This is a genomic window from Mesotoga infera (assembly GCF_900157305.1).
GTDB classification, from domain to species: Bacteria; Thermotogota; Thermotogae; order Petrotogales; family Kosmotogaceae; genus Mesotoga; species Mesotoga infera.
Genome location: NZ_LS974202.1, coordinates 362,682 through 387,091, shown reverse-complemented (window position 1 = coordinate 387,091; position 24,410 = coordinate 362,682). Strand labels below are relative to the sequence as shown.

General features: G+C 47.5%; 25 protein-coding genes. 24 read left to right on the top strand and 1 reads right to left on the bottom strand.

Annotated features, from left to right (window positions below):
* Position 1 precedes the first annotated feature (1 nt).
* From MESINF_RS01855 to aspC, 3 genes are read left to right on the top strand one after another with little or no spacing between them, the layout of a single operon-like run.
* A complete protein-coding gene (locus tag MESINF_RS01855) occupies positions 2-214 on the top strand; it encodes a hypothetical protein (protein ID WP_169698265.1) in 213 nt (70 codons plus the stop codon).
* An 18-nt stretch (positions 215-232) separates the two neighbouring features.
* Positions 233-871, top strand: a complete 639-nt coding sequence (locus MESINF_RS01850; protein ID WP_169698264.1) for a hypothetical protein — start codon at positions 233-235, stop codon at positions 869-871.
* 41 nt (positions 872-912) lie between these two features.
* Complete coding sequence (gene aspC / locus MESINF_RS01845; protein WP_169698263.1) at positions 913-2,076, top strand: aspartate aminotransferase; 1,164 nt, start codon at positions 913-915, stop codon at positions 2,074-2,076.
* Here aspC and MESINF_RS01840 read toward each other — a convergent pair whose 3' ends face one another.
* A complete protein-coding gene (locus MESINF_RS01840) occupies positions 2,077-3,207 on the bottom strand; it encodes an HD domain-containing protein (protein WP_169698262.1) in 1,131 nt (376 codons plus the stop codon).
* Between the two features lie 100 nt (positions 3,208-3,307).
* Between MESINF_RS01840 and MESINF_RS01835 the strand changes: the two genes are divergently transcribed.
* From MESINF_RS01835 to fusA, 21 genes are all read left to right on the top strand, one after another.
* Positions 3,308-3,922, top strand: coding sequence for a CBS domain-containing protein (locus MESINF_RS01835; RefSeq protein WP_169698261.1), 615 nt, complete (start codon positions 3,308-3,310; stop codon positions 3,920-3,922).
* Positions 3,915-4,703 carry an undecaprenyl-diphosphate phosphatase gene (locus MESINF_RS01830; RefSeq protein ID WP_169698260.1) on the top strand — a complete coding sequence of 263 codons (789 nt, stop codon included), beginning with the start codon at positions 3,915-3,917 and terminating at the stop codon, positions 4,701-4,703. The genes MESINF_RS01835 and MESINF_RS01830 overlap by 8 nt, the downstream gene beginning before the upstream one ends.
* Before the next feature lies 1 nt (position 4,704).
* The gene (locus MESINF_RS01825; protein WP_169698259.1) at positions 4,705-5,325 is read left to right on the top strand and encodes an MBL fold metallo-hydrolase; all 621 of its coding nucleotides are present in this window, start codon (positions 4,705-4,707) and stop codon (positions 5,323-5,325) included.
* 4 nt (positions 5,326-5,329) lie between these two features.
* On the top strand, positions 5,330-6,739 hold the full coding sequence (locus tag MESINF_RS01820) for a glycogen synthase (RefSeq protein WP_169698258.1): 1,410 nt from the start codon (positions 5,330-5,332) through the stop codon (positions 6,737-6,739).
* Positions 6,732-7,742 (top strand): galactose-1-phosphate uridylyltransferase, encoded by a 1,011-nt coding sequence (gene galT / locus MESINF_RS01815; protein WP_169698257.1) that lies wholly within the window; start codon positions 6,732-6,734, stop codon positions 7,740-7,742. Before MESINF_RS01820 ends, galT begins: the two co-directional genes overlap by 8 nt.
* Positions 7,739-8,041: an Asp-tRNA(Asn)/Glu-tRNA(Gln) amidotransferase subunit GatC gene (gene gatC, locus MESINF_RS01810; protein WP_169698256.1), complete on the top strand. Its 303-nt coding sequence runs from the start codon at positions 7,739-7,741 to the stop codon at positions 8,039-8,041. Before galT ends, gatC begins: the two co-directional genes overlap by 4 nt.
* Positions 8,034-8,372 (top strand): YraN family protein, encoded by a 339-nt coding sequence (locus MESINF_RS01805; protein WP_169698255.1) that lies wholly within the window; start codon positions 8,034-8,036, stop codon positions 8,370-8,372. Before gatC ends, MESINF_RS01805 begins: the two co-directional genes overlap by 8 nt.
* Before the next feature lie 5 nt (positions 8,373-8,377).
* Positions 8,378-10,024 (top strand): phospho-sugar mutase, encoded by a 1,647-nt coding sequence (locus MESINF_RS01800; RefSeq protein ID WP_169698254.1) that lies wholly within the window; start codon positions 8,378-8,380, stop codon positions 10,022-10,024.
* A complete protein-coding gene (locus MESINF_RS01795) occupies positions 10,021-10,629 on the top strand; it encodes a hypothetical protein (RefSeq protein WP_169698253.1) in 609 nt (202 codons plus the stop codon). The genes MESINF_RS01800 and MESINF_RS01795 overlap by 4 nt, the downstream gene beginning before the upstream one ends.
* 2 nt (positions 10,630-10,631) lie before the next feature.
* Complete coding sequence (gene truA / locus MESINF_RS01790; RefSeq protein WP_169698252.1) at positions 10,632-11,384, top strand: tRNA pseudouridine(38-40) synthase TruA; 753 nt, start codon at positions 10,632-10,634, stop codon at positions 11,382-11,384.
* Entirely contained in the window at positions 11,368-12,153 is a 786-nt protein-coding gene (locus tag MESINF_RS01785) for a TlyA family RNA methyltransferase (protein WP_169698251.1), read from the top strand. The genes truA and MESINF_RS01785 overlap by 17 nt, the downstream gene beginning before the upstream one ends.
* A gap of 76 nt (positions 12,154-12,229) precedes the next feature.
* Positions 12,230-13,681, top strand: a complete 1,452-nt coding sequence (locus MESINF_RS01780) for a hypothetical protein (RefSeq protein WP_169698250.1) — start codon at positions 12,230-12,232, stop codon at positions 13,679-13,681.
* Positions 13,682-13,690: 9 nt separating this feature from the next.
* A complete protein-coding gene (gene secA / locus MESINF_RS01775) occupies positions 13,691-16,141 on the top strand; it encodes a preprotein translocase subunit SecA (protein ID WP_169698249.1) in 2,451 nt (816 codons plus the stop codon).
* Positions 16,142-16,155: 14 nt separating this feature from the next.
* Positions 16,156-17,268 carry a peptide chain release factor 2 gene (gene prfB, locus MESINF_RS01770; protein WP_169698248.1) on the top strand — a complete coding sequence of 371 codons (1,113 nt, stop codon included), beginning with the start codon at positions 16,156-16,158 and terminating at the stop codon, positions 17,266-17,268.
* 101 nt (positions 17,269-17,369) lie between these two features.
* A complete protein-coding gene (rsmH, locus tag MESINF_RS01765) occupies positions 17,370-18,233 on the top strand; it encodes a 16S rRNA (cytosine(1402)-N(4))-methyltransferase RsmH (RefSeq protein ID WP_231936932.1) in 864 nt (287 codons plus the stop codon).
* Positions 18,234-18,248: 15 nt separating this feature from the next.
* Positions 18,249-18,536: a hypothetical protein gene (locus MESINF_RS01760; protein WP_169698246.1), complete on the top strand. Its 288-nt coding sequence runs from the start codon at positions 18,249-18,251 to the stop codon at positions 18,534-18,536.
* A 52-nt stretch (positions 18,537-18,588) separates the two neighbouring features.
* A complete protein-coding gene (locus MESINF_RS01755) occupies positions 18,589-20,391 on the top strand; it encodes a penicillin-binding transpeptidase domain-containing protein (protein WP_231936805.1) in 1,803 nt (600 codons plus the stop codon).
* Entirely contained in the window at positions 20,381-21,307 is a 927-nt protein-coding gene (locus tag MESINF_RS01750) for a DNA polymerase III subunit delta (RefSeq protein WP_169698245.1), read from the top strand. The genes MESINF_RS01755 and MESINF_RS01750 overlap by 11 nt, the downstream gene beginning before the upstream one ends.
* Before the next feature lie 124 nt (positions 21,308-21,431).
* Positions 21,432-21,806, top strand: coding sequence for a 30S ribosomal protein S12 (rpsL, locus tag MESINF_RS01745; protein WP_169698244.1), 375 nt, complete (start codon positions 21,432-21,434; stop codon positions 21,804-21,806).
* Between the two features lie 14 nt (positions 21,807-21,820).
* Positions 21,821-22,288, top strand: a complete 468-nt coding sequence (gene rpsG / locus MESINF_RS01740; RefSeq protein ID WP_169698243.1) for a 30S ribosomal protein S7 — start codon at positions 21,821-21,823, stop codon at positions 22,286-22,288.
* 73 nt (positions 22,289-22,361) lie between these two features.
* Positions 22,362-24,386: an elongation factor G gene (gene fusA, locus MESINF_RS01735; RefSeq protein WP_231936931.1), complete on the top strand. Its 2,025-nt coding sequence runs from the start codon at positions 22,362-22,364 to the stop codon at positions 24,384-24,386.
* The last annotated feature ends 24 nt before the right edge of the window (positions 24,387-24,410 follow it).

The window sequence follows — 24,410 nt, the reverse complement described above, 5'->3', positions numbered from 1 at the left end:
CATGGATCAGATATCTAACGTTCTTTTCATAATTGCGATGTGTGCCTTTTTTCTGTCGGTTGTTTTTTTCGAGATCGGCACGAAGAAGGTGCGTAAACCAAAGGGTGAAGTAAAGCCTCAGGATTACAGGCCGTACGACAAGAAAGGCTGGATTTCCCTCCTGGTTGCCGGCAGTTTTCTGGGTCTTTCGTTACTCTTTGCGATAGTTTTTTAGGTCTAGGGGGTTGATTTTATGGAAACCAAGCTCGCGGTTGATGAAATAGTTTCAAAGTTACCGGGTGTGCACGGCGCACGCATCGTCAACGATGAAGACGGCGAAATGGTCGAAATCCACGTGCTCGCAGATATTTCCAAACCGGCGAAGCAACTGGTGCGAGACATTGAAACTGCCATCTTTGCAGCCTCTGGAGTTAAGATCGACAGGAAAATAGTATCCATAGCGCAGATAGCGCTGGATACCGAAGAGAAAAAGACTTCCGCAACGGACGGCTTCACCAAAGAAGATTCGCAGGGATACTCCTTCCAGTTACAAAGTCTCGAAACGAAGGCCACCAACAAAAAACTGGACATCACGGTCACTCTGGACCACTACGGAAAAGAGCTTCAGGGGACCTCGGTCGTCGATTTAGGTGATGACGAAAAGTACATGGCCGTGGTTGAAGCGACGGTGACTGCCATCAGGGACGAAATACCAGGCTTCAGGGTGGAGTTCATAGAGAAGTTGATGTACGGCATGAACGAAATCGTCATGGCCGTCGGTTCTTCCCTGGTGAACGGCAAGAGAAAGAAAGAAGCCGGTGCAAGGCTCTGTAAAAAAGATAGCCTGAACGATTTCGCAATGGTTGTACTTGAAATCGTAAATAAAATCTGATCTTTCAACCATATACAAGTATTTATTATGGAGGTGCTCCAATGGAGTTATCACGCTTAGTTTCTTCGGTTACTCCTTCTGCTACTCTGGAATTCAATAAAAAGGCACTGGAACTGGCAAAAGCGGGCGAGAACGTGGTCAAATTCACGGCCGGTGAACCTGATTTTCCGACTCCCAGACCGATAATCGACGCCGCCATACTCGCTTTGAACGAAGGAAAAACCAAGTACACTAACGCGACGGGTATTGATGAGTTGAGAAAGAGGATCTCTTTGAAACTTAAAATCGACAACGGACTAGACTACTCGGCCGATGAGATCGTAGTCGCCAATGGCGGGAAGCAGGCTATTTACAACGTTCTTAAGGCCATTATGAATCCCGACGACGAGATAGTTATAATCTCGCCGGCCTGGGTGAGCTACGAAGCCCAGATAAGACTCTGTGGTGGAAAGCCAGTGATCGTAGAGTCGAGAATAGAGAACGGCTTCGTACCGGAAATAGCCGAAATAGAGAAGGTGCTCACTTCAAAAACCAAAGGTATCATTATAAATTCGCCGAACAACCCGACAGGCGCCATATATCCGGAAAGCTTCCTCAGGGAACTGGCCGCGCTAAGCATTGAACGGGATTTTCTAGTCATATCCGACGAGGTGTATGAAAAGCTTGTTTTCGATGCTCCGCATTTTTCTATAGGTTCTGTGCCTGGAATGAAAGAGAGAACGGCCGTTATAAACGCCTTCTCGAAGACCTATGCGATGACTGGCTGGAGGGTCGGTTATTCGGCCACTTCTTTGAAACTGGCGAAGGCTGTTGGAAAGATACAGAGTCATCTGGTCTCGAACGTGAACACGATGGCCCAGTACGCCGCACTGAAGGCCTTCGAAGTCGATACTTCCGATATGGTGAAGACCTTCAAGGAACGGAGGGATTTCGTCGTTTCTAGGCTGAACGCCATGAACATGGTTTTTAACAACCCTTCCGGGGCCTTCTATGTTTTTATAGATGTTCGACCTTACCTTGGGGGTAGATTCAAGGACTCGCAGGAGTTTGCTATAGGATTACTGGAAGAGAAGAAAGTTGGAATGGTTCCAGGTAGCGCTTTCATTTACGAAGGCTTCGTTAGGATGTCGTACTCCAGCTCCATGGAAGATCTAAAGGAGGGGCTTGACAGGTTCGAGGCTTTTCTAAGGGAAGGGAAGCGCTGATCACCTGCCGGCCCAGTCGAGTCCCCATCTGAATGATTCCGTTACGAACCGGACGCTTTCGAAAGTCGAAGAGGAGAGGTCGTCGAGCATTCTGTGCAGGGCATCCCTGAAGGCCGGTTGGGTATTGCCGGAACGGATCTCCATGAGACACTCCACCGTGGCAGCGAATTGGTCGGCCGCTCTTACTAGTTCCCCTTCGGTTGTGGCGAAAGGATCGAGCATTCGTGATTTGAGCTCTTTGACAAGTTCATCTGGCATACCGCGGAGCAAGTTACCGCTGACCATTTGCTCCTCGACCTGGGATATCACCTCTTCGAATCCAGGGACCTTCTTTTTCGTCGGAGTGATTATATCCCCGGTCATGCTCTCCGGTATGTCGTGCAGGAGGGCGCGCTTTATGACTTCCACCGGGTCGATTTTCCCCCCATTCTCTATCTCCATGCTGGATAGAATGTAGGATGTGAGAGTGACGTAGAAGGAATGACCCGCGACGGTTGTGGGAACGTTCCTGTTGAGCCTGTTCCATCTGACCGCGCGCAAAAGGACCACCAGGGCGTCGGAGTATCGCTTAATCCAGTCGGAATTTGCTATTAGACTGTAGGGTTGGAAATCCTTGAAATTCTCAAGTCTCTTTTCAAGATCCTTGAGGGGTCTGGCAAAGAAATCCGGGAAGTATCTGCCGTGTATTTCGGCCTCCAGCATTGCCGAAAGCAGATCACCCGTTTGAATTATGCGGCCTTCGATCGAAGAGTCCTTCGTGTCGACCATGGAGACGAAGAACTCTCCCCTTCTTTTAGAGGGGAAGTACTGTACGACCTCTTCGACAGTTTTGGAGAAGACGGCGGTCCATTTTTCCGGAGACAGGGATTTTATAAGTATCTTCGTATCGACCGAGATATCCGAGAGAAGACACTTGGGCAGTTCTTTGAGAACCAGCCGCTGGAAGAGCTTGTTCTTGTCGAGCTTCAACCCGTGGAGGGCCGACATTTCCGACATCAACAGGCAGTACTGTGCCGACACAAAGGCGTTTTCCGCCTCGTTGGTTCTGACGAGCGTTGGCATGTTGTTCCATCTGTACATCGTAAAGAGATTCGTTGCAAGCTCAAGGAGTTTTACATAACCATGAAACACCGTTATTCCCCCAATCGAGAGTATACTGGATTGTTCAATTATAAGTTAAAGATGACGGAAACTGATAAAAATTCCGGGTAATTGAAGAGAGGCGAGAAGAGTGAACATCGAAAAATGGATGAACAGGACTTACCCCATTTTCAAAGAAAGCGAGTTGTTGGGAAGTGTTCTCGAAAAAGTTAGGGAGTACGGGTTATCTACGATAATAACGACGACTCAGAATGGAAGGCTCTCAGGCATAGTTTCAGTAGATGAAATAGATAGCGAAGACTACACGAAAGAACTGGCCGAGATAGTCAGGGAGCCGGCCTTCTATTGCACCGAATCAGACTTCATAGAAGACGCGGCGCTGATGTTGATCGAAAGCCACGATTATCTATTGCCGGTCGTCGATGAAGAATTTGTCGTGACGGGTGTAATTAGCGTTTTCGAGATTCTCGAAGGTCTCATGGAGTTCACCGCCATGGACAAACCCGGTGCGAGGATCTCGATCTGTATGGTGGATAAACCCGGTGCGCTGAGAGATGTGGTGGACTTTTTGGCCGAAAAGGAGATCAACATTCTCTCGATAATCACTGCCTCCGGCGATAGCGAAGGAACCAAAAGGGTAGTGATAAGGACGGACGAGACAGATATTCAGTACATAGCCGGAATACTCGAGGAGAACGGTATATCCTTCGAGACTATAAGCGAAGAGGAGGGTTTCGGTGCCTGACTTTCTTAAGTACATATTTCTTGGATTTTTGCAGGGTGCGACGGAGTTTCTCCCAGTTTCTTCATCGGGTCATCTGACGATCTTCTCGCGTTTTTTAAATGTCCCTCTGAATGAGGAATCTAAAGCGGCTTTCTTCACAGTTCTTCACCTCGCCACTTTTTTTGCCGTTCTGGTTTTCACGTACCGCGACATCTGGTTGATCCTTTCGAAATTGGCCGACAGAAAAGACAGAAAGAACTCGCTGAGATATATACTCCTGCTTCTGGTGGCCACGATTCCGGCCGTGGTTTTCGGTTTTTTCTTCGAAGAAAAGATAGAGGTTCTATTCTCGGACGCGTGGCTCGCCTCGGTTATGCTGTTCGTGACGGCTTTGGTATTACTCATCTCCGACAGTTTCAAGGGCAAGAGAAGGGTTCTGCAAATCTCTATAGCGGGTGCGCTTTCGATTGGACTTTTCCAGGCCATAGCGATCGTACCAGGCATCTCAAGAAGCGGCATGACTATCTTCGGCGCTTTACTCATAGGTCTGACCAGAAGCGAAGCGGTCAGGTTTTCATTCCTGCTGAGCCTGCCTGTCACTCTGGGAGCAGGCATTCTGAAACTGTCCAATGTCGATCTTCCTCTTACAACGTTGCTACCGGCGGCGACAATTGCCTTCGTTACAGGGTTGTTCGGTCTATGGTTGGTGAAACTGCTCGTACTCAAGGGAAGACTGAGATTCTTCGGTATTTACTGTATAATTATTGGTACAGTGGGTTTGATTATTCTGGGAGTGATGTGATTTGGACTTACATCTCCTCTTTCCCGGTAGCACCCTCTATGTACCGGGAATGGTGGATGCCTCAAATAGTAGTTGTTCATTACTTATAGAAGATAATAGAAAAGTGCTGGTCGATCCAGGTGGATTTCCCTCAATAAAGATCCTCGAGGAAAAGCTATCCATTTTTGGCCTTTCTCCTGAAGACATAACCGATATCCTTCTCACACATCTACATCTGGACCACGCGTTCAACACGATTTTCTTTACCCGCGCAACTGTCTATCTCCACGGGAGTTATTCCAGCAGGAATTACGCCTCCTTTGGACCGCTGATCGGGAAGATGTATCGAAAGGTCATAGATTCGTGGAATAAAGTGGTTACGGTTTCCGACGGCGACACGATCCTCGGAAGCATAAAGGTTCTCGGTTCTGCCTATCATTCGAGAGACCATGTATCGTATTTCTTCGATTCGACCAACTTCGGAAAGGTTTTCATCTGTGGAGATGTCTGCATAAGGCAGATAAATTATCATGAAATGCGCAAGGGAATGAGAGACGACGACGCGGCGGCCTTCGTTTTGAAGTATTTCGAGGAAGCCGACACGGTTATTTTCTCTCACGATTTGCCGCTTTTCAAGAGGTGAATATATGAGAGTGCTTTTCGTTTCGTATGAAGTTTATCCTTTGGCAAAAGTTGGAGGGCTCGCCGATGTGGCGGGATCTCTTCCCAAAGCCTTGAAGGAACTAGGACTGGATATAGACGTGCTGATGCCTTTTCACGGCTCTGTGCAGAATATAGGAATAGAGAATACCGGCAGGACTGTCAAGACCAGGTTCATCAAAAAGGAATACGAATTCGAGCTTCACAGAACGAAACTACCCTCCAGCGAGGTGAGCGTTTACCTTCTCAAGAACGACGAACTCATGAACGTTCCAGATGTTTATAACGTGAGCGATCTTGGACTTCAAGCCATGGCCTTTTCCGACGCAGCTTCCGTGTTCGCCTCAGAAGGCAGCTACGACATCGTTCATTTGAACGACTGGCACACCGGACTGATGGCCGTATATCTCGACCAGATCGGAAAGCCAGCCAGAACACTGATATCCATACACAACCTGGCTTACCAGGGCATCTATCCCGAAAGCTATCTGCGTATCTCTGGAATTGAAAAAGACAGATGGGAGAAGATTTCTTCTGGCGACAACATCAACTGCCTGAAAGCCGGGTTGATAGCTTCGGATATGATTAACACAGTATCGCCGACCTACGCTAAAGAGATACAGACAAGCGAGTACGGCGCCGGGCTCGACGGGGTGTTGAGAGAGAGAAAAGACGATCTGATAGGTATTCTCAACGGTATTGATACAACCGAGTACGACCCGGCTAAGGACAGACACCTTTGGGTCAATTTCGATTCTAAAAATGTCGAAGGCAAAGCTGTCAATAAAAAGTATTTGCAGGATTTTGTTGGCCTGCCACACACGGGAAACGCCGTGATCGGCCTCATTTCGAGACTCGTAGACCAGAAAGGGCTAGACCTGATAGCCGCGATTAAAGAGGATTTGATAGAACTGCCTATCCAGTTAATAGTGCTGGGTACGGGTGAGAAGAAGTACGAAAGTATGTTTGAAAGATTGCAGGTTGAGTGTCCCGATAAAATTGCGGCGAAGATAACTTTCAATCTGGACCTGGCCCAGAAGATCTACGGTGGCTGCGATATGTTCTTGATGCCCTCGAGATACGAACCCTGCGGACTCGGTCAGCTTTTCGCCATGAGATATGGAACGGTGCCCGTGGTGAGGTTCACCGGTGGTCTCGCCGATACGGTTAAGGAATTCGACCCATCGAGTTTCGAGGGAAACGGTTTTGGATTCTACGATTACAGTCCCGAAGAGCTTTTCAAGACTCTGAAAAGGGCTATAAAGGCTTACGAAGATCCGCGAACCTGGAGCAGGATCGTCCTCAACGCTATGGAGGAAGACTTCTCTTGGAAAGCCTCAGCAAGGAACTATCTAGCCGTTTACGAGAAGATTCTGGAGGTCAAAGGCGATGCCTGAACTCAGAAAAGATCCGATAATAAAGCGCTGGGTGATAATAGCTACTGAGAGGGCGAGAAGGCCCCACGATTTCATAAACTCCAAAGAAAAAGCCGAAACCACCTTCTGTCCATTCGATTACGGCAATGAACACACGACTCCACCGGAAGTCATGGCCTTCAGACCGGCCGATACCGAGAAGGATAGCCCTGGCTGGTGGGTCAGGGTAGTACAGAACAAGTTTCCCGCCCTCGATCCCGGGGCGGAACCGGAGAGATTCGGACACGGTATGTACGATGTTATAAAGGGTTTTGGAGGTCATGAAGTCATCGTCGAAACGCCCGATCACAACGCTACGCTGGCAACTCTTTCCTACCAGCAGGTGAAAGAAATAATTTGGGCTTATAAAGAGCGTTTCAGATCTCTCGAAAAAGACGAGAGGATCAAATACATTCTGATCTTTAAAAACCACGGGAGAGAGGCAGGCGCTTCTCTTGCACATTCGCACAGTCAGCTGATAGCCACGCCAATTGTGCCGAAGCGAGTTGGCGAAGAGATTGCCGGATCAATAGATTATTATAGCTTCAGAGAAAGATGCGTATATTGTGATATGGTGAATCAGGAACGACTCGAAGGGACCAGGGTTGTCGAAGAAAATAAGGATTTCATAGCTTTCGAACCTTTCGCTGCCAGATTTCCTTTCGAGACCTGGATAGTTCCGAAAGTCCACAACCACAATTTCGGTGAAATAACGGCAGGAGAGATAGATGGCTTCGCCTTTATCTTGAAGAACACATTGCTCAGAATACATAAGTCCCTCGATAACCCGCCTTACAACTTCATGCTTCATACGGGTATCAGGGATGGAAAGGATATGACTCACTATCACTGGCATCTCGAGATAGTGCCGCGCCTTACGAGAGTGGCGGGATTCGAGTGGGGCTCGGGCTTTTATATAAATCCAATGCCCCCCGAACATGCGGCAATGTATTTGAGAGAAGTCAAAATCGATGGGGAGGGATGAACTTGGAGACCAGAATTAGCGAGGAGCTTTTACATCACCTTGAGAGCCTTTCAAAACTCGAGCTTGAAGAAGAAGAAAGAATCGGTCTCAAGAGGGATATCGAAGAGATTCTACAGTACATGACTCTGCTCGATAACCTCGACCTGAGCGTGGACGAGATGATATCTCCAGTGGAGATAGACTTAGAGCCCAGATCCGACGTGGTTCAACACTTTGAAAACAACGAAAAGATAACGGATAACTTCCCGGAGAAGGTTGGATCCTACATAAACGTTCCCAGAATCTATAAAGATGAGTAGAGAACTTGGAAGCGAGTTCGAAGAAATTGCCTGCACGTACCTTAAAAGTACGGGATACAGGATAGTCGCCAGAAACGTGTCTTACAGGTTCGGAGAACTCGATATAGTGGCTTACGATGGCAAAGTCCTGGTCTTCGTTGAAGTCAAGGGTGGAAATGGTTTCTCCCCGCCAAGATACAGGGTGGACGAGAGAAAATTGAGGCATCTCGAGATGGCTGCCAACAGATTCATAGCACAGAAAAAGCCGAAATTCGACGAAATTCGCCTTGACGTTGTGGAAGTGCTGAGTACGGGAGAGATAAATCATATAAAAAGTGTCGGAAGGTGGTAGGAAGCATGAGAGATAACCTGGCGATAGAAAAAGAGTACAGTAGATGGCTTAAACATTCCTCCGGTGAGTTACTCGGCGAACTTGAAAACCTTTCGGCTGAAGATGTGAAAGAACGGTTCGCCACGGATCTGGAATTCGGGACCGGCGGCATGAGAGGAAAGCTGGGGGCGGGAACCAATATGATGAACTCGAAAACCGTTACGAGGGCTACGCTGGGTTTTGGAAAGTGGATACTCGAAACTTCGAAAAAGCCGTCGGTTGTCATAGCCTACGATACGAGGAACAAATCGCTGGAGTTCTCTGAAGTGGCGGCGGATGTACTGTCTTCTATGGGAATAAGGGTTTACCTCTTCAACGAACCAACTCCGACTCCCGTTCTCAGTTACGCCGTCAGGGAACTCAAAGCGAGCGGCGGCATTGTGATTACGGCGAGTCACAACCCTTCTCAGTACAACGGATACAAAGTCTACACTTCTGACGGAACGCAGGCCGTTCCCGAACCTGCCGCGAGGATAACGGAAAGGGTAAACGAGTCGGATTTCTTCGAAGAGTATACCCCAAGGAAGGAACTTATCGAGATCGCTCCGGAAAATATACTTTCCAGTTTCATGAAAACTATAGAAAATGAAGTGAGATCTTTATGCAACAATTATGATAATATGAGACTGGTATACACTCCTCTACATGGTACCGGAAACTATCCGGTGTACAGAGTGCTATCTGATCTCGGCCACGAAGTTTTCCGTGTCGAAGAGCAATCGACGCCCGACGGCAATTTCCCAACGGTAGGCTACCCCAATCCCGAGGATCCACGAACCTTTGAAATGGCCCTGCATTTGGCGCGTGAACGCAACTGCGACATGATAATAGCTACCGATCCCGACTGCGATCGTATGGGGCTGATGGTTAAGCATAATGGCGACTTCCTTCTTCTGAACGGCAATCAGACAGGTTCTATCATGGTGGCTTTCATACTCGATATGATGGAAAGAAAGCTTCCGGATAATCCCTTCATAGTGAAGACGATAGTAACGACCGATCTGGTTAAGAAAATTGCCTCCAATTATGGAGTGGCTGTCAAGGAAACCCTGACGGGTTTCAAGTTCATAGGGGAATTGATAGAGAAATCCGTAGTCTCTGGAGGAGAAAACTTCCTGTTCGGTTTCGAGGAGAGTTATGGATATCTATTCGGAAAGCACGCCAGGGATAAGGATGCGGTTGTCGCGGCAGCTCTTGCGAGTGTTATCGGTGGGTTCCTCAAAAAGAAGGGCGAAACTCTCTACGATTATCTCGAGGGGATTTACTCCAGGTACGGGTATTTCATGGAGGACCTGGTGAACAAAGAATACGAAGGGATCGAGGGTAAGTTCAAAATAGATTCCATAATGAAAGAATTGAGAGAGAAGGGGGTCCCGCCAATGAAAGGGAGAAAGTTGATCGAAATACTAGATTACAGCCCGGGCATAGAAGGACTACCGGCTTCGGATGTCATATCTATGCAGTTTGAGGGTGACCTCAAACTCATCGCTAGACCCTCAGGGACGGAGCCCAAAATCAAATTCTATCTCATGGCCAAGGGATCGAGCAGAGAAGAAGCAAGAAAGAATATAGATGAAATGAAAGAACTGGTTGAAGGGATTGTAGGCCGATGAATCACAAATATGCACACATACTGTACAACGACAACGAGTATTTGACTCCCAAAAAAGCAACGTTCGATCACCGGACCAAAACCGGCTTTATGACTACCTGGTCGACCGATCAAGCCTCTTTGCTTCTGAAGGAGAAATACTGGAACTGTCTGAGCGCTTTCGGTCTGGAGAGTGCCATGAGAAGAAAGATATCCTTCGAAAGAAAGCACAGTGACACGAATCTCCTGTATTTCAAATACGAAATGGAAGTTCCAGACTCTCTGGAGGGATACTTCGATATGGCCGTTATAGGAGCCGTTTCCAGTCATCTTTCAATAAGGGAAACCACCGAAGAGGTTTATAAAATGCTCCGCGACTACGCCGATGGATCGCTGAAATTCAACGACCAGATCATTTCTTCGTGGCTTGGCGAAAAAATAAGTTCACTTTACCTTGAAAATCTCGAGAAGGGCAAACTCGAAAGCGCGCTCTTGAAGTATGTAGAAACGATCGTGAGCAAAATCCTGTGGAATGTTTACGGCGGAGATCTGTCAAGGATGGGTAAAGATTTATCTTCGATGGTCTATCTTTACACAGAGATGCTAGATCTGGCCTTAACTGCCTAATCATGAAAAGATTTGCGGCTGTTGTCTCCTACGACGGGACGGATTTCTTCGGTTTTCAGAATCAGCCGGAAATGCGAACGGTTCAGGGTACCTTCGAGGATGCGCTCGAGAGGATCCACAAATACAGGATCGTGACTCAGGGTGCCGGAAGAACCGACACCGGCGTCCATGGTTACGGACAGGTCATAGCTTTCGATTCTAACCTAGATCATTTGAGTGCCAAAATAATGTGCGATGCCCTGAACGCGAATCTTCCGGCCGACATTTATGTCAGAAGGGTTCACGAAGTGGAGTCCAATTTCAGTCCAAGATTTGCGGCGAAGAAGAGGATATACCACTATTACATACTCAATTCGAACGATCCTGATATATTTAGGCGAAGGTACGTCTGGTGGTTTCCTTATAGGTTGGATATAGAAGCGATGAGGAAAGCTGCCGATCAGCTGACCGGAGAACACGATTTTTCAGCTTTCAAGACGGGAAGAGACGATAGAAACCCAATCAGAACTATCTCGTCGATCAGGATAATCAGATATCCTTCCCATTTGATTCTAATCAGAGTAGAGGGCGTTTCCTTTTTGAAAAGAATGGTGAGGAACATAGTCGGCACTCTTGTAAAGGTGGGAACGGGTGCAATTCAAGAGGACAAGGTTAGAGAGTTCCTTCTTTCTCAGGATAGGTCGAATCTTCCCAGCTCTGCACCTCCTCAGGGACTGGTCTTTTACAAGGTCATATTCGATGAATTCGAAACTTAGGCTCGATGAACTTTTATTAAGCAAAGGAATGTCAGAGAGTAGAAGCAAGGCCAGCCAATTGATAAAGGCCGGCAGAGTGATGGTGGAGGGCTCAGTCGTTGAAAAACCAGGCTTCAGGGTCGATGTCGAGAGCCGCATCGCGATAACCGGTGGGAAACAGCCTGTGGGTCGTGGATACTACAAGCTGGAAAAGGCCCTGGAGTTTTTTAGTCTCGATGTTTCAGGTAAAGAGGTTGTAGATCTCGGTTCTTCAACTGGAGGATTCACTCAGCTGCTTCTTGAGAAGGGGGCCAAGCGTGTAGTTGCCGTCGATGTGGGTAAGAATCAGCTTCACCCATCGCTGAAAAACGATGAACGTGTCGTATCGTTAGAAGAGACGGATCTGAGAAAACTCACGCTCGAGATGATCGGGGGGAGTGTTGACCTGGTAACTGTCGATCTCTCCTTCATATCGACTTCTTCGATTGCCCGTGAAATCGGCAAACTTATTAAGGATGAGGGATTGTGCGTCTCCATGGTGAAACCCCAGTTCGAAGCCGGTCCCGGCAGAGTCTCAAAAGGAGTCGTAAAGTCACGTGCCATTCACGTGGAAGTTCTGGAGAGATCCATAGAGGCCTTCAGAGAGGCCGGCCTATACGCACAGAACGTGACTTTTTCTCCAATTCGTGGAAAGAATGGTAACATAGAGTATTTGCTCCTGACAGTGAAAAAACAGATCTATGCCGATATCGATACGTGGTGTATAGTTGATAGAGTTTTTTCTCTTTAGCAACCGGTAGAGTTTTAAGGTCAATCGAAGGGAGGGAAAACCCGATCCGCTTTAAATTTGGCCCATCGGGTTCATTTTGAAGCTTTTCATTTTTATTTTGTGCTTTGTGATTCATTTTTCTGGAGTAGCGGCTCAAGAGCTTTTCGATTTCGTGCCAGAGAGTGCGGGATATTTTCTTGTTCTAAGAAGTATGCGATCGACTCTCGAGACTCTGAGGGACAATACCAATTTCTTCGGTGCCTACCTTGGAGACGATGGTTTCGGCGCCGAGAGAGCTATTTACGGGATAATAGACGCGACCGGCTACAACGCCGAAGTCGATACGAGTCTTCTGAAGAACGCTTTGAACAGGGATCTTCTTCTGGCTGGAGAAGGTCTGGAGCTCTCGCTGGAAGACCTTCTCACATTCGATCCCTTTTACCTCCTCGAGAAGCTCAAGCTTTCCAGGGCGAGAATCTTCATAGTCTGGAAGAGCGAGTCTTCCTTTCCCCTCCTCAAAGCTGTAGCGGCCCTTTTGGATATGACTATCTTTGCACAGCCCGGGGAGATAATAAGCGAGTTGAGAAGCAATAGTGGGACACTCTACTACCACACCGGAGACGGGTTCCTTATAATAGGCGGCAACAGGGAAGCCGTTCAAACGGCCCTTAGCACCTATCAGGGACAGGGAAGAAGGTTGCTCGAATCGAGTGAAAAGGCTAGAGAGATAGCCGAGATGAGTTACGACTACACCATCACTGGCTTCTTCGACAGCGATCGTTTCAAGATCGATCTCGGACTTCAATCACCCTTCTCGGTGGACAATACGGTTGTTTTCGCCCGGCCAGAAGGCCATACGCTGTCTGCAACCATAGTTCAGGACACGATATTCCTCAATTCGCAGGATCTGGAAGTTTTTTTGAAGCTCGCCGATACGAAAGAGAGCGAGGCTTCGGAAAAGACTTATGGCGACTATACGGTCTTCTTCCCCTCCTCTTCCGTGGAAACTCTTAGAAATGAATTGACCCACTGGTTCGAGCTTGATCTCGAACCTTACAGGGAACTGGCCGATTACATAGTACTCCTGTCTAGAGAAAGTACCGGAAATGCCCGGATATACGGAGAACTGGTTTCGGAGGTTCCAAAAGTCTCGGCTGTTTTCAAAAACAAGAACGGCGATACCTCTTTCCTCGAAAACCCTCTCAAAGAGTGGGGTGCTAAGACTTCGCTTTACAGGGGAAACCGGGTATATGAACTGGAGAATGATTTCGATACGATATATTTCATTTTCTCACCCTCGACCACGGTGCTCACGACACTCACTCCCGAAGAGTATTACTCGGCCGCTTCATCGTCGGGAACGCTTCGGGACAACGTCAGTTATGAGTTTGTGAGAGAACTGGGAATGGAGAAAGACATCGTCGAGGCCTTCGTCGATGTGAAGAAGATCTTCAAATCGCTGATAGGGATTTCGCTGGACAGTGCGATCTTCTATCAGCAAACTTTTCTGGAGAACGGTAAAATGGTACACGCGCTCCGGTTTTACTGAGGTGATTGTATGTCCATTTTCGACAAGATTTTCGACAAAAACAAAATGCTTCTCAAAAAGTACTCAAAAGTAGTCGAGAAAATTAACTCCTTAGAGCCCTCAATTAGTAAACTTACTCAAGAAGAATTTTTGAAAAAAACCGAGGAGCTGAAGAAAGCGGCCGAAAGCAGCCCTCTGGAAGACTTGATACCCGAGGCCTTCGCGCTGGTAAGGGAAGCCGCGAAGAGGACCACAGGAATGAGGGCTTTCGACGTGCAGCTTATGGGAGCAATGGCCCTGAACGAAGGAAAGATAGCCGAAATGAAAACCGGCGAGGGAAAGACCCTTGTCGCGACCATGCCACTGTATCTTAACGCTCTTACCGGAAAGGGCTGCCATCTCGCAACCGTTAACGATTACCTGGCTAAGAGAGATGCGGGCTGGATGGGACCCGTGTACGAATATCTCGGGATGAAGGCAGGCTTCATACAGGCCAGCATGGACCCGGTCAACCGGAAAGAAGCCTACAACTGCGACATTACTTACGGTACGGCTAACGAGTTCGGTTTCGATTATCTCAGGGACAACCTGGTCTATTCGCTCGAAAACAAAGTTCAACGTGGCCACAACTTCGTTATCGTGGATGAGGCCGACTCCATACTGATAGACGAGGCGAGAACGCCGTTAATAATCTCCGGACCGGCCGAGGATTCGTCCAGTCTCTATCGGCAGTTCGCCTTCTTCGCCAAGAGGTTTCAGCAGGAAAAGGACTTTCTGGTTGACGAGAAAGACAGGACTGTCACCCTTACCGACGAAGGTATAGCAAAGGCAGAGAAATTGCTGCAGATAGACAATCTATACGATCCGAGCAACTATGACTACCTCTTCCACCTGCTCAACGCGCTTAAAGCCATGACTCTTTACAGAAAAGAGGTCGATTATCTCGTGAGTCAAGAGGGTGAAGTCGTGATAGTGGATGAGTTCACTGGGAGACTTCTTCAGGGTAGAAGATACTCGGAAGGTCTCCACCAGGCAATAGAAGCAAAGGAAAACGTTCAGATAAGACAGGAATCGGTCACTTTCGCTACTATCACTTTCCAGAATTACTTCAAGTTGTACGAGAAGGTCTCCGGTATGACCGGGACAGCCGCAACGGAAGAGGCCGAATTCATATCCATGTACAACACACCGGTAGCAGTCATTCCCACCAACCGCGAAGTTGTAAGAGTGGACAAGGAAGATCTGATTTACAAATCTCGCGAAGAAAAGAACGAAGCGATAATTGAGGAGATCGTCAGGAGATACGAAAAGGGCCAGCCAGTGCTGGTAGGAACAACCTCCATAGAGAAGAGTGAACAGCTGAGCAATTTACTTAAGAAGAAAGGCGTGCCCCATGAAGTTCTTAACGCAAAGTATCACGAGCGCGAAGCCGAAATTGTGGCCAAAGCCGGGCAGGCAAAAACCGTAACCATAGCCACGAACATGGCCGGTAGAGGAACCGATATCAAGCTTGGCGAAGGAGTCGTAGATCTCGGAGGTCTCTTCGTGTTAGGAACTGAACGCCATGAGAGCAGGAGGATAGACAACCAACTCGTGGGCAGGTCGGGTAGACAGGGAGACCCCGGAGAATCCAGGTTCTATCTTTCGACAGAAGACGATCTGCTAAGGTTGTTCGGCGGCGAAAGAATGCAATCGATAATGACGACCCTGAAAATCGAAAGGGGACAGCCAATAGAGCATCCGCTCCTCAGCAGAATTATATCCTCTTCGCAGAAGAAGATCGAAGGGATACACTTCGAGATAAGAAAAAGGTTATTTGAGCTCGACTCAGTCATGGACCAACAGAGGAGCGCGATTTACGCCCACAGGGACTGGGTTCTGAAGGGTGAAGAACTGGATTCAAATATCTCCGAGATAATTCATGACGTGGTTGAAAGAAGAGTTGACGGCTTACAGGCGATGCCATCCAGAGAGGAGATTAGAAGTTCCTTCGCTTTTCTATCGCCCGATTCTCTGAATCGCCTGAGCGAGTCGAAAACTATTGAGGAACTGAAAGAGTCTGCCATAAAACTGCTTGAAGATACATACCAGGAGAAGAAGAAGTCCTTCGGCAAGGAGTTCCCTCAAGTCATGAAATACATAATGCTGAGGATGATAGACGAAAGATGGCGCAGACATCTGGAATCCGTCGATCACCTTAAGGATTCCGTTGGATTGAGAGCTTACGGCCAGAAAGATCCCGTGATAGAATTTAAAAAGGAATCTTACGAACTTTTCCAGCAACTAACGGATTCTCTTTACGACGATATAGCGAGCGCCATTGTTAGAATAGTAAAGGTCGATAGCGACAAGGCCCAGCAAAAAGCCGATAAAGAATTCAAAAATCTTCAGGCCGTACACTCGGAGTTCGGTACCGCCGAAAAGAAATCCGATTCTTCAGGAAAAAAGAAGAGCACCAAAAGATTCAAGGTTAAGCGCTAGTACGGAGGTGTGGTTTGATCAGTTACGAAATCAACTCAAAGATTCAGGAATTGAGAGACAAGTTCGACTCGATAAAGGGAACGCTTGATCTGGAGAGAATGAAGGAAAAGCTGAGGGAAATCGAGAACAAAATGAGCGATCCATCAATATGGAGCGATAAAAGGCAGGCCTCCCAGCTTGGAAAGGAAGCTCAGTCTTTCAGAAACACTCTTGAATTGTTGAAAGACGTGGAGGGCGAATTCGAAAATATCGATATCGCCGTCGAACTGGCCTCGGAAGATGAGAGCTACATCCACCACGTGGAGGAACTTGTCGCCCTAGCGTCGAGAAAAGTTAGAGAATTTGAACTAACCATTCTCCTCAACGGTAAGTACGACGACAACAACTGTTTTGTATCGATCCATCCTGGAGCTGGTGGAACCGAGTCTCAGGATTGGGCTTCGATGTTGATGCGCATGTACACGAGATGGGCCGAAGCGAACAGATACAAAGTCACGATCGTCGATGAACTACCCGGAGACGAAGCCGGAATAAAAAGCGTGACTCTGAACTTTGCCGGACCTTACGCCTATGGAAAGTTGAAGTTCGAAGCGGGAGTTCACAGACTGGTCAGGATCTCCCCGTTCGACGCCAACCACAGGAGGCATACTTCTTTTGCGTCCGTCAGCGTCTTTCCAGAAATGGAAGAAGTCCCGGAGATCGAGATAAGACCAGAAGATCTGAAAATAGACACTTACCGGTCAGGCGGTGCTGGCGGCCAACATGTTAACAAAACCGATTCTGCCGTTCGAATAACTCACCTACCGACGGGTATAGTAGTTGCCTGCCAGACAGAGAGGTCTCAACACCAGAACAAGGCAAACGCCATGAAAATGCTTTACGCCAAGCTTTTCGAAATCGAGCTCGAGAAAAAGAGGAACGAAAAGCTCAAGCTCATGGGTGACCAGAAAGATATCTCCTGGGGCAACCAGATAAGATCTTACGTATTCCAGCCTTACACGATGGTGAAAGATCACAGAACGGAAACAGAGACTGGGGATATTCAATCGGTTATGGATGGCGACATAGAAGAATTCATCGAAAAAGAATTGCTTTTCTTCTCGGCGATAGAGAAATCTCTTGAATAAATTTTCCAAATGTTTGACATTGCCCACCAAAAAGTGGTATGATTTCTTCAAGCGGAGTGAATTAGTTGTCAAGGCAATATGACGAACACCATAGGAGCGTAATGATTCACGAAGCGCTCCATTATTTGCTTTCTAAGCAAGAGGGCGGTCTTTATTTTGATTGTACCGCTGGAGAAGGTGGCCATATGAGAGCTATTCTTGAGGCCACCAAAGGTCTATCTAGAGTCGTAGGGCTCGATGTAGATCGGGAGGTTCTGGAGTTAGCGGAGCGGAACCTGAAAGATTATCAGGGATGCTTCCAGCTCTTCAATCTATCTTATGCTAATTTTGAAATTGTGTTGCGACAGCTCGGTGTTACCAAGGTTGATGGTTTTTTACTGGATGTGGGAGTCTCTACCTTTCAGTTGAAGTCTCTGGGAAGGGGTTTTTCCTACGATATCGACGAACCGCTGGATATGCGTATGGATCTTTCAAGAGAACTTACAGCTGAGCGAGTCGTGAACGGCTACAGTGAGAAGGACCTCGCGAGGATAATTTTCGAGTACGGTGAGGAACAGAGGTTTGCGAGGAAGATCGCACGAAGCATCATCTCAAGAAGACCGTTGTATTCCACTAAAGATCTCGTAGAGGCTATCAAGAAGGCGATACCACCGGCCGAGAGGTACAAAAGAAAGAGTCATTTCGCAACTCGCACTTTTCAGGCTATTCGGATTGAAGTGAACGATGAGCTGGAAAACATCGAGAAGGCACTGAGGGCAATTCCCTGTTATCTTAATCCAGGCGGTCGTGTTGTAATTATTTCTTTTCATTCTCTGGAAGATGGTATAGCTAAAAGGGTGTTTAGAGAAAAGATGGACATTGAGTTGAAGATACTTACGAAGAAACCCCTATTGCCGTCTAAAGATGAGATTGATCTCAATCTACGGGCAAGAAGCGCAAGATTGAGGGCAGCGGAGCGGATTTGAAGGGAGGAACATCTCGTGCAATCTATTACAGCGAAGCGGAAGCCACTGGTACATGAAGACGGACAGGCCTTGGTTAGCAGTGACGCAAAGGGTTTGTTTGGTTTTTTACAGGTTCTGATTATCTTTCTTTCCCTGGCAGTTTCAGTCACTCTTCCATTCTATTTCGGCAATGAGGCCGATAAGATCTCTGAGTTGGTAAGACAAAAAGAACAGAACCTTACGGTCATGGAATCTCGCCTGGAGAACGTAGTGCGAGAAATTTCTTATTTGGAGACTGTCGTAGGGATAAGGGCTGAAAAGTAGTTTTCTGTGAGGTGGATCTTAAATTCGAAATCTCACTAACAGAGTTTTTCTTTTGTACATAATTCTTGTGCTCTGCGTGGCTGTATTCGCTGTAAGAGCCGGTTATTTTTCGCTCTTCACCGAGCCGGATATACCGGTTGTTGTTGGCATAAACCGCATCCCATCTCTAAGGGGATCGATTTATGATTCCGACGGAAAGTTGCTTGCAAGTGATTCGATCATTTATGAAGCCTGGTTGGATCTGGGTTATCTCAGGCTATCGACTTCTGCTGAACAGATAGAAAAGGTTTTACGAAACATAGAAATCGCTTTCGGAATATCATACAAAACTCTTGAAGAGAACCTTCGCGGCACTAAAAGTTTCATGCTTCTTGGAACCTCCCCGACTAACGAGGAAATGATGAGAAAAATCACCCCCCTTACCAAGAGGTATATATCTCTGGAGATGCAGAGGGAGAGATTGACCTTCAAAGAGTACGGACTAGACAGAATAATAGGCTCGCTGGACAAAGGTGGGGTACCTCTGAACGGGCTAGAGTTGCAGTACGACGAGATCCTTTCCGGAAAGAAAGACGGATTGATCAGGCGGACTTTAACTGGTGCCAAGAGAGAAGAACCGATAAACGGGAGCGACATCTATCTCTCTATAGATATAGATCTCCAAAGAATGGTTTACGAAGAGCTACAAAAAACCGTCGAAAAAAATATGGCCGATGGAGGGCTTGCCATACTTCTCGATAGTAAGACCGGCAAAGTACTCTCTTACGCCGGCACATACAACTGGGATCTCGGCTTGAAGGGAATATTCGAACCGGGATCTACTATTAAGCCGCTGATCTATTCGCTTGCTCTCACAGTAGGGGCCATCAACGAAGAGATGACTTTCAATTGCGACGGGAGGATACAGCCGGTCCCCGGACTGAACATAATTATACGCGACGTCGAGGGTGAAAGACACGGTGTCCAGACCTTCAGGGAGGCGATTATAAACTCCTGTAACGTGGCGACCGTGCAGGTCGGTGGAAAGATTTTCAACACTCTTGGAAAGAATGAAATGTATGCCGCACTTGAAAATATGGGATTTGGAAGGTTATCGGGAGTGGATCTTCCCGGTGAGACGCCGGGAATTTTCCCAAAAGCTTCGGTCTGGTCGCTCATATCGCCTTACCAGTTTCCGATCGGTCAGGGTCTGGGCGTGAACATTTTTCAAATGGTTAAGGCTCTAAATGTCTTCCCCGCGGGTGGTCAGTTCATCGTTCCCACTTTTTTGAAAGCTATTAGGAATGAAGATGGATTCGTCAACGTTCCGAAGAAGGTCGATGGAATTCTCTTCTCCCCAGAATTGGTGGCAGAGATGATCCCCGTTCTTGAGAGTGTCGTCCTGAACGGTACGGGAACACTCGCGCAGGTCGATGGGATTAGAATAGCCGGTAAGACCGGGACGGCTCAAAAAGCCGGACCTGGAGGGTACAACGACGAAACTTACTACGCACTCTTCTATGGTTTCTTCCCTGTGGAAAATCCAGTCTACACGCTTTACATCATGATCGATACGCCGAAGGCCGGTGTCTATTACGGTGGCTATGTGGCTGCCCCGATGTTCGCTTCGATAGTCAAAAAAATATACAAAATAGATATTGAAGAAGAGAAATACGAAGGAATATACAACTGGAAAATGCCGGATCTTACTGGCTATACACTGATTGATGTGAGCGAAGTAAGGAAAATCTACGGAATCGACAAGCTCATCGTTCACGGGGCAGGGAAGGTTATGAAACAATTCCCCGAGGCCGGGCACCCTCTGGAAGACAGAATAGAAGTGTGGCTGGGAGTTGGAGAGGCCGATGGTATTTGAGATAACCGGCGAAAGTCTGGTACTGAAAGAGTTTTTCATATCGGCCCGAGCCCCGAACTGCCGGAGGATATCCTCCGATCACGACGAAAAAGAATACAAATTCAGAACGGTTATCTCCTCTTCGAATATGTTCGGCGAAACGGCCGTCAGACTCGACGGTTTCTCCAAATGGAAAAAGGAAGAAAAAAAGTCGATAGAGAGACTTCTCAAATACATAGATCCATCTCTCGATATCTTTATCGATGGTTCCATAGATCCGGGTATCGAAAAGATAAAGGTATCTTTCGAACTGCCAAAACCGTGGGAAGAGGAGCGGTGGGTTGAACATGGTATCAACATCGCCTCACAGCTTCAGATGAAGGCTACTCGCGATTCGATCAAGAGAATGATCGAAAAAGTCGGCAAAGATGAGCTAAGGATACTGAGCGAACTCGAAAAGCTCAAGGTCGTTGACCGAAATATAACCGCCGCGATGGTCGACAAATACGTGGTGAAGGATATTGAGGTCGAAGTCGAGGCTCTGGTCTTCACTTTTTTGAGCTGTGGCCCGGAGTTCCTGTACGATTTTGACCATAGGCAATTGCCCTTTCCACTTTTCTCCTCTGTACTCTCGAAGATCCTGATCGAGATCGGCACGGTGCTTGAACATAAAACCGCAGGGGGTACACTCTCGTGGAAAGAAGTCAAATCACTCTCCGAAGCGACCGGCATCTCGGCATCTAGGATCTCGAAGATTGTGGGATTCAACTTCTCCGGCAGCGGTGAGCAGAATATAGATATAACCGCTTCGCTGGATCGGAGAAAGATCGCTTTTCTCCTGCTGTGCCTCCAAGATCTCGACGAGGAATTCAAGAGGGGCGATATAAACCAGGAGATCGCCTACTTCGCTCTCATAAAGTCTTCTTTGCAAGTGTAAGTAAAATGTCTGTAAATTTCTTTTTTTCAATATCATAAGGACGCTGTTCTAGTTTGACAGTTCCAAAAGTCCATTGTACAATTGCTTTCGGCTAAATGTTTAGAAGGAGGCGAATCGAAAGCAGATGCCCACGATAAATCAATTGATAAGACACGGAAGAAAACAGCTGAAACAGAAATCTGCTTCACCAGCTCTAGAAAACAATCCTCAGAAGCGTGGTGTTTGTGTAAGGGTCTCGACTATGACTCCCAAGAAGCCAAACTCTGCTTTGAGAAAGATAGCGAGGGTTAGACTTTCGAACGGAACCGAAGTGACGGCTTACATTCCAGGAGAAGGACACAACCTTCAGGAGCACTCCGTTGTACTGGTTAGAGGCGGTAGAGTCAAGGACCTTCCCGGTGTTCGCTACAAGATAATCAGAGGTACTCTCGATGCCGAAGGAGTTGCCAACAGGAAGCAGGCCAGGAGCCGCTACGGAGCAAAGAGACCCAAGAAATGAGGAGGCAAGTCTAGATGAGAAGACGACAGTCCGAAAAGCGTGAAGTAGTACTGGATCCAATATACAACGATGCAGTGGTCACGAGGCTGATAAACAAAATAATGATAGGTGGAAAGAAAAGTAAAGCGGAGATGACCGTTTACAAGGCGCTCGAAACCCTTTCGGAAAAAACCAAGCAACCGCCGATGGAAGCTTTCAAAAAGGCTATAGGAAACGTCAAGCCTCTTCTGGAGGTTAGACCGCGAAGAGTTGGCGGTGCGACCTATCAGATTCCATTCGAAGTACCGGAAAGAAGAGCGGTTTCTCTTGCGATAAGATGGATAGTTTCCTCCGCACGTTCTAAATCAGGTAAGCCTCTCAGGGACAAGCTAGCTCTCGAGTTAATAGACGCCTATAACGGCCAGGGAAACGCCGTTAAGAAGAGAGAAGATGTCCATAAAATGGCGGAGGCTGGAAAGGCATACGCTCACTTCAGATGGTAAGCGTCCTTCCGCGGGAGGGTAGATAGTGAAAGAGAGAATTACTACTTTAGAAAAAACCCGAAATATTGGCATAATGGCTCATATAGACGCCGGTAAAACTACGACTACCGAGCGGATTCTTTTCTATACCGGAAAGAATTACAAGCTCGGAAGCGTGGATGAAGGTACCGCGACTATGGACTGGATGGACCAGGAGAAGGAAAGAGGAATCACTATCACTTCCGCCGCTACTACAGCATTCTGGAAGGACCACAGGATTAACATCATCGATACACCCGGACACGTTGACTTTACAATAGAAGTCGAGAGATCGCTAAGAGTGTTGGATGGAGCTATTGCCGTTTTCGATGCTCAGGCAGGAGTGGAGCCTCAATCGGAGACGGTCTGGAGGCAGGCCGATAAGTACCGCGTGCCCCGCATAGCCTTCATGAACAAAATGGATAAAATCGGAGCCGATTTCAAAGCCGCGATGAGAACCATGGTGGAAAAATTGAAGGCTAATCCCATCGCGATTCAGCTTCCAATAGGTTCGGAGTCCAGCTTTGACGGAATAGTTGATCTGGTAAAAATGAAAGCCGTAAAGTGGTACAACCATGAAGGCACGGAATATGGCTACGAAGATATACCGGAATCTCTTCAAGACGAAGCGGAAGAGGCCCGTGAAGATCTGATTATGCACGTGGCCGAGTACGACGAAGAACTTATCGAGATTTATCTTGAAGGGGACGAGATACCTGTTGACAGATTGAAGGCTGCCATAAGAAAGGGAACTCTCGATGGTAAAATGACACCGGTTCTTTGCGGGACGGCTTTCAGGAACAGGGGTATCCAGCCACTACTTGACGCCGTTGTAGATTATCTACCTTCGCCGAAGGATCTGCCGCCTGTTATCGGGCATGTACTTGACCGCGACGAGGAGATAGAAATCTTTCCCAACGAGGAGGATCCCTTTGTGGCCATGGCTTTCAAGATAATGGTCGATCCATTCGTGGGAAAACTCACTTTTTTGAGAGTTTATTCCGGTTCTCTTGAAAAAGGGTCGTATGTTTACAATACGAACAAGAATCAAAAAGAGAGAATTTCCAGACTTCTGTTCATGCATGCCGACAAAAGAGAAGAAGTCGATTATATAAGGGCTGGAGATATAGTGGCTGTGATCGGCTTGAGAAACACCATGACCGGAGAGACGGTAGTTGTCGATGAACCGCGAGTTGTACTGGAAAAGATCGAGTTCCCCGAACCGGTCATATCTATCGCCATTGAACCCCAGACGAAGGACGACGCGGCGAGATTGACCAAAGCGCTGGTTGCACTGGTGGAGGAAGATCCTTCGTTGAAGAGTTTTGTTGATAGCGAAACTGGAGAAACGATACTTTCGGGTATGGGCGAGCTGCACCTGGAAGTCATAGTCGAGAGGATAAAGAGAGAGTTCAACGTTTCCCTTCGTGTTGGAAACCCCCAGGTGGCCTACCGGGAAACGATAAGGTCCTCTGCTGTGGGTGAAGCTAAGTACATACGACAAACCGGCGGTAAGGGCCAATACGGTCACGTAATTCTCAGAGTCGAACCGATAAAAGACAACAGCTCGAACTTCCTTTTCGAAGACAAGACTGTGGGCGGAACAATACCCAAAGAGTTCATAAAACCTATAGAGCGCGGTGTGAGAGAGGCTATGGATACTGGATATCTTGCCGGCTATCCAATGGTTAATGTAAAAGTCACTTTGCTTGACGGCTCTTATCACGAAGTGGATTCTTCCGAGATCGCTTTCAGCATAGCCGGTTCAATGGCCTTTAAGGAAGCCGCCAGAAAGGCCAGCCCTGTTCTGCTAGAGCCCATAATGGCCTTAGAAATAAACACCCCCGAAGAATATATGGGTGATCTCATAGCCGACCTGAACTCGAGACGCGCCAAGATAGAAGGTTTTGAAGCTAGAGGCGGTCTGAAGATTATCAAGTCTCACGTACCCATGTCGGAACTATTCGGCTATGCGACGGTCAGTAGATCTCTTTCGCAGGGAAGGGCCATCCATGTAATCCAGTTCTCGCATTACGCTGAAGTACCGGAGAAAATAGCCGAGAAAATACTAGGAAAATAAAGATCCCAAAAAGTTTTGGAGGAG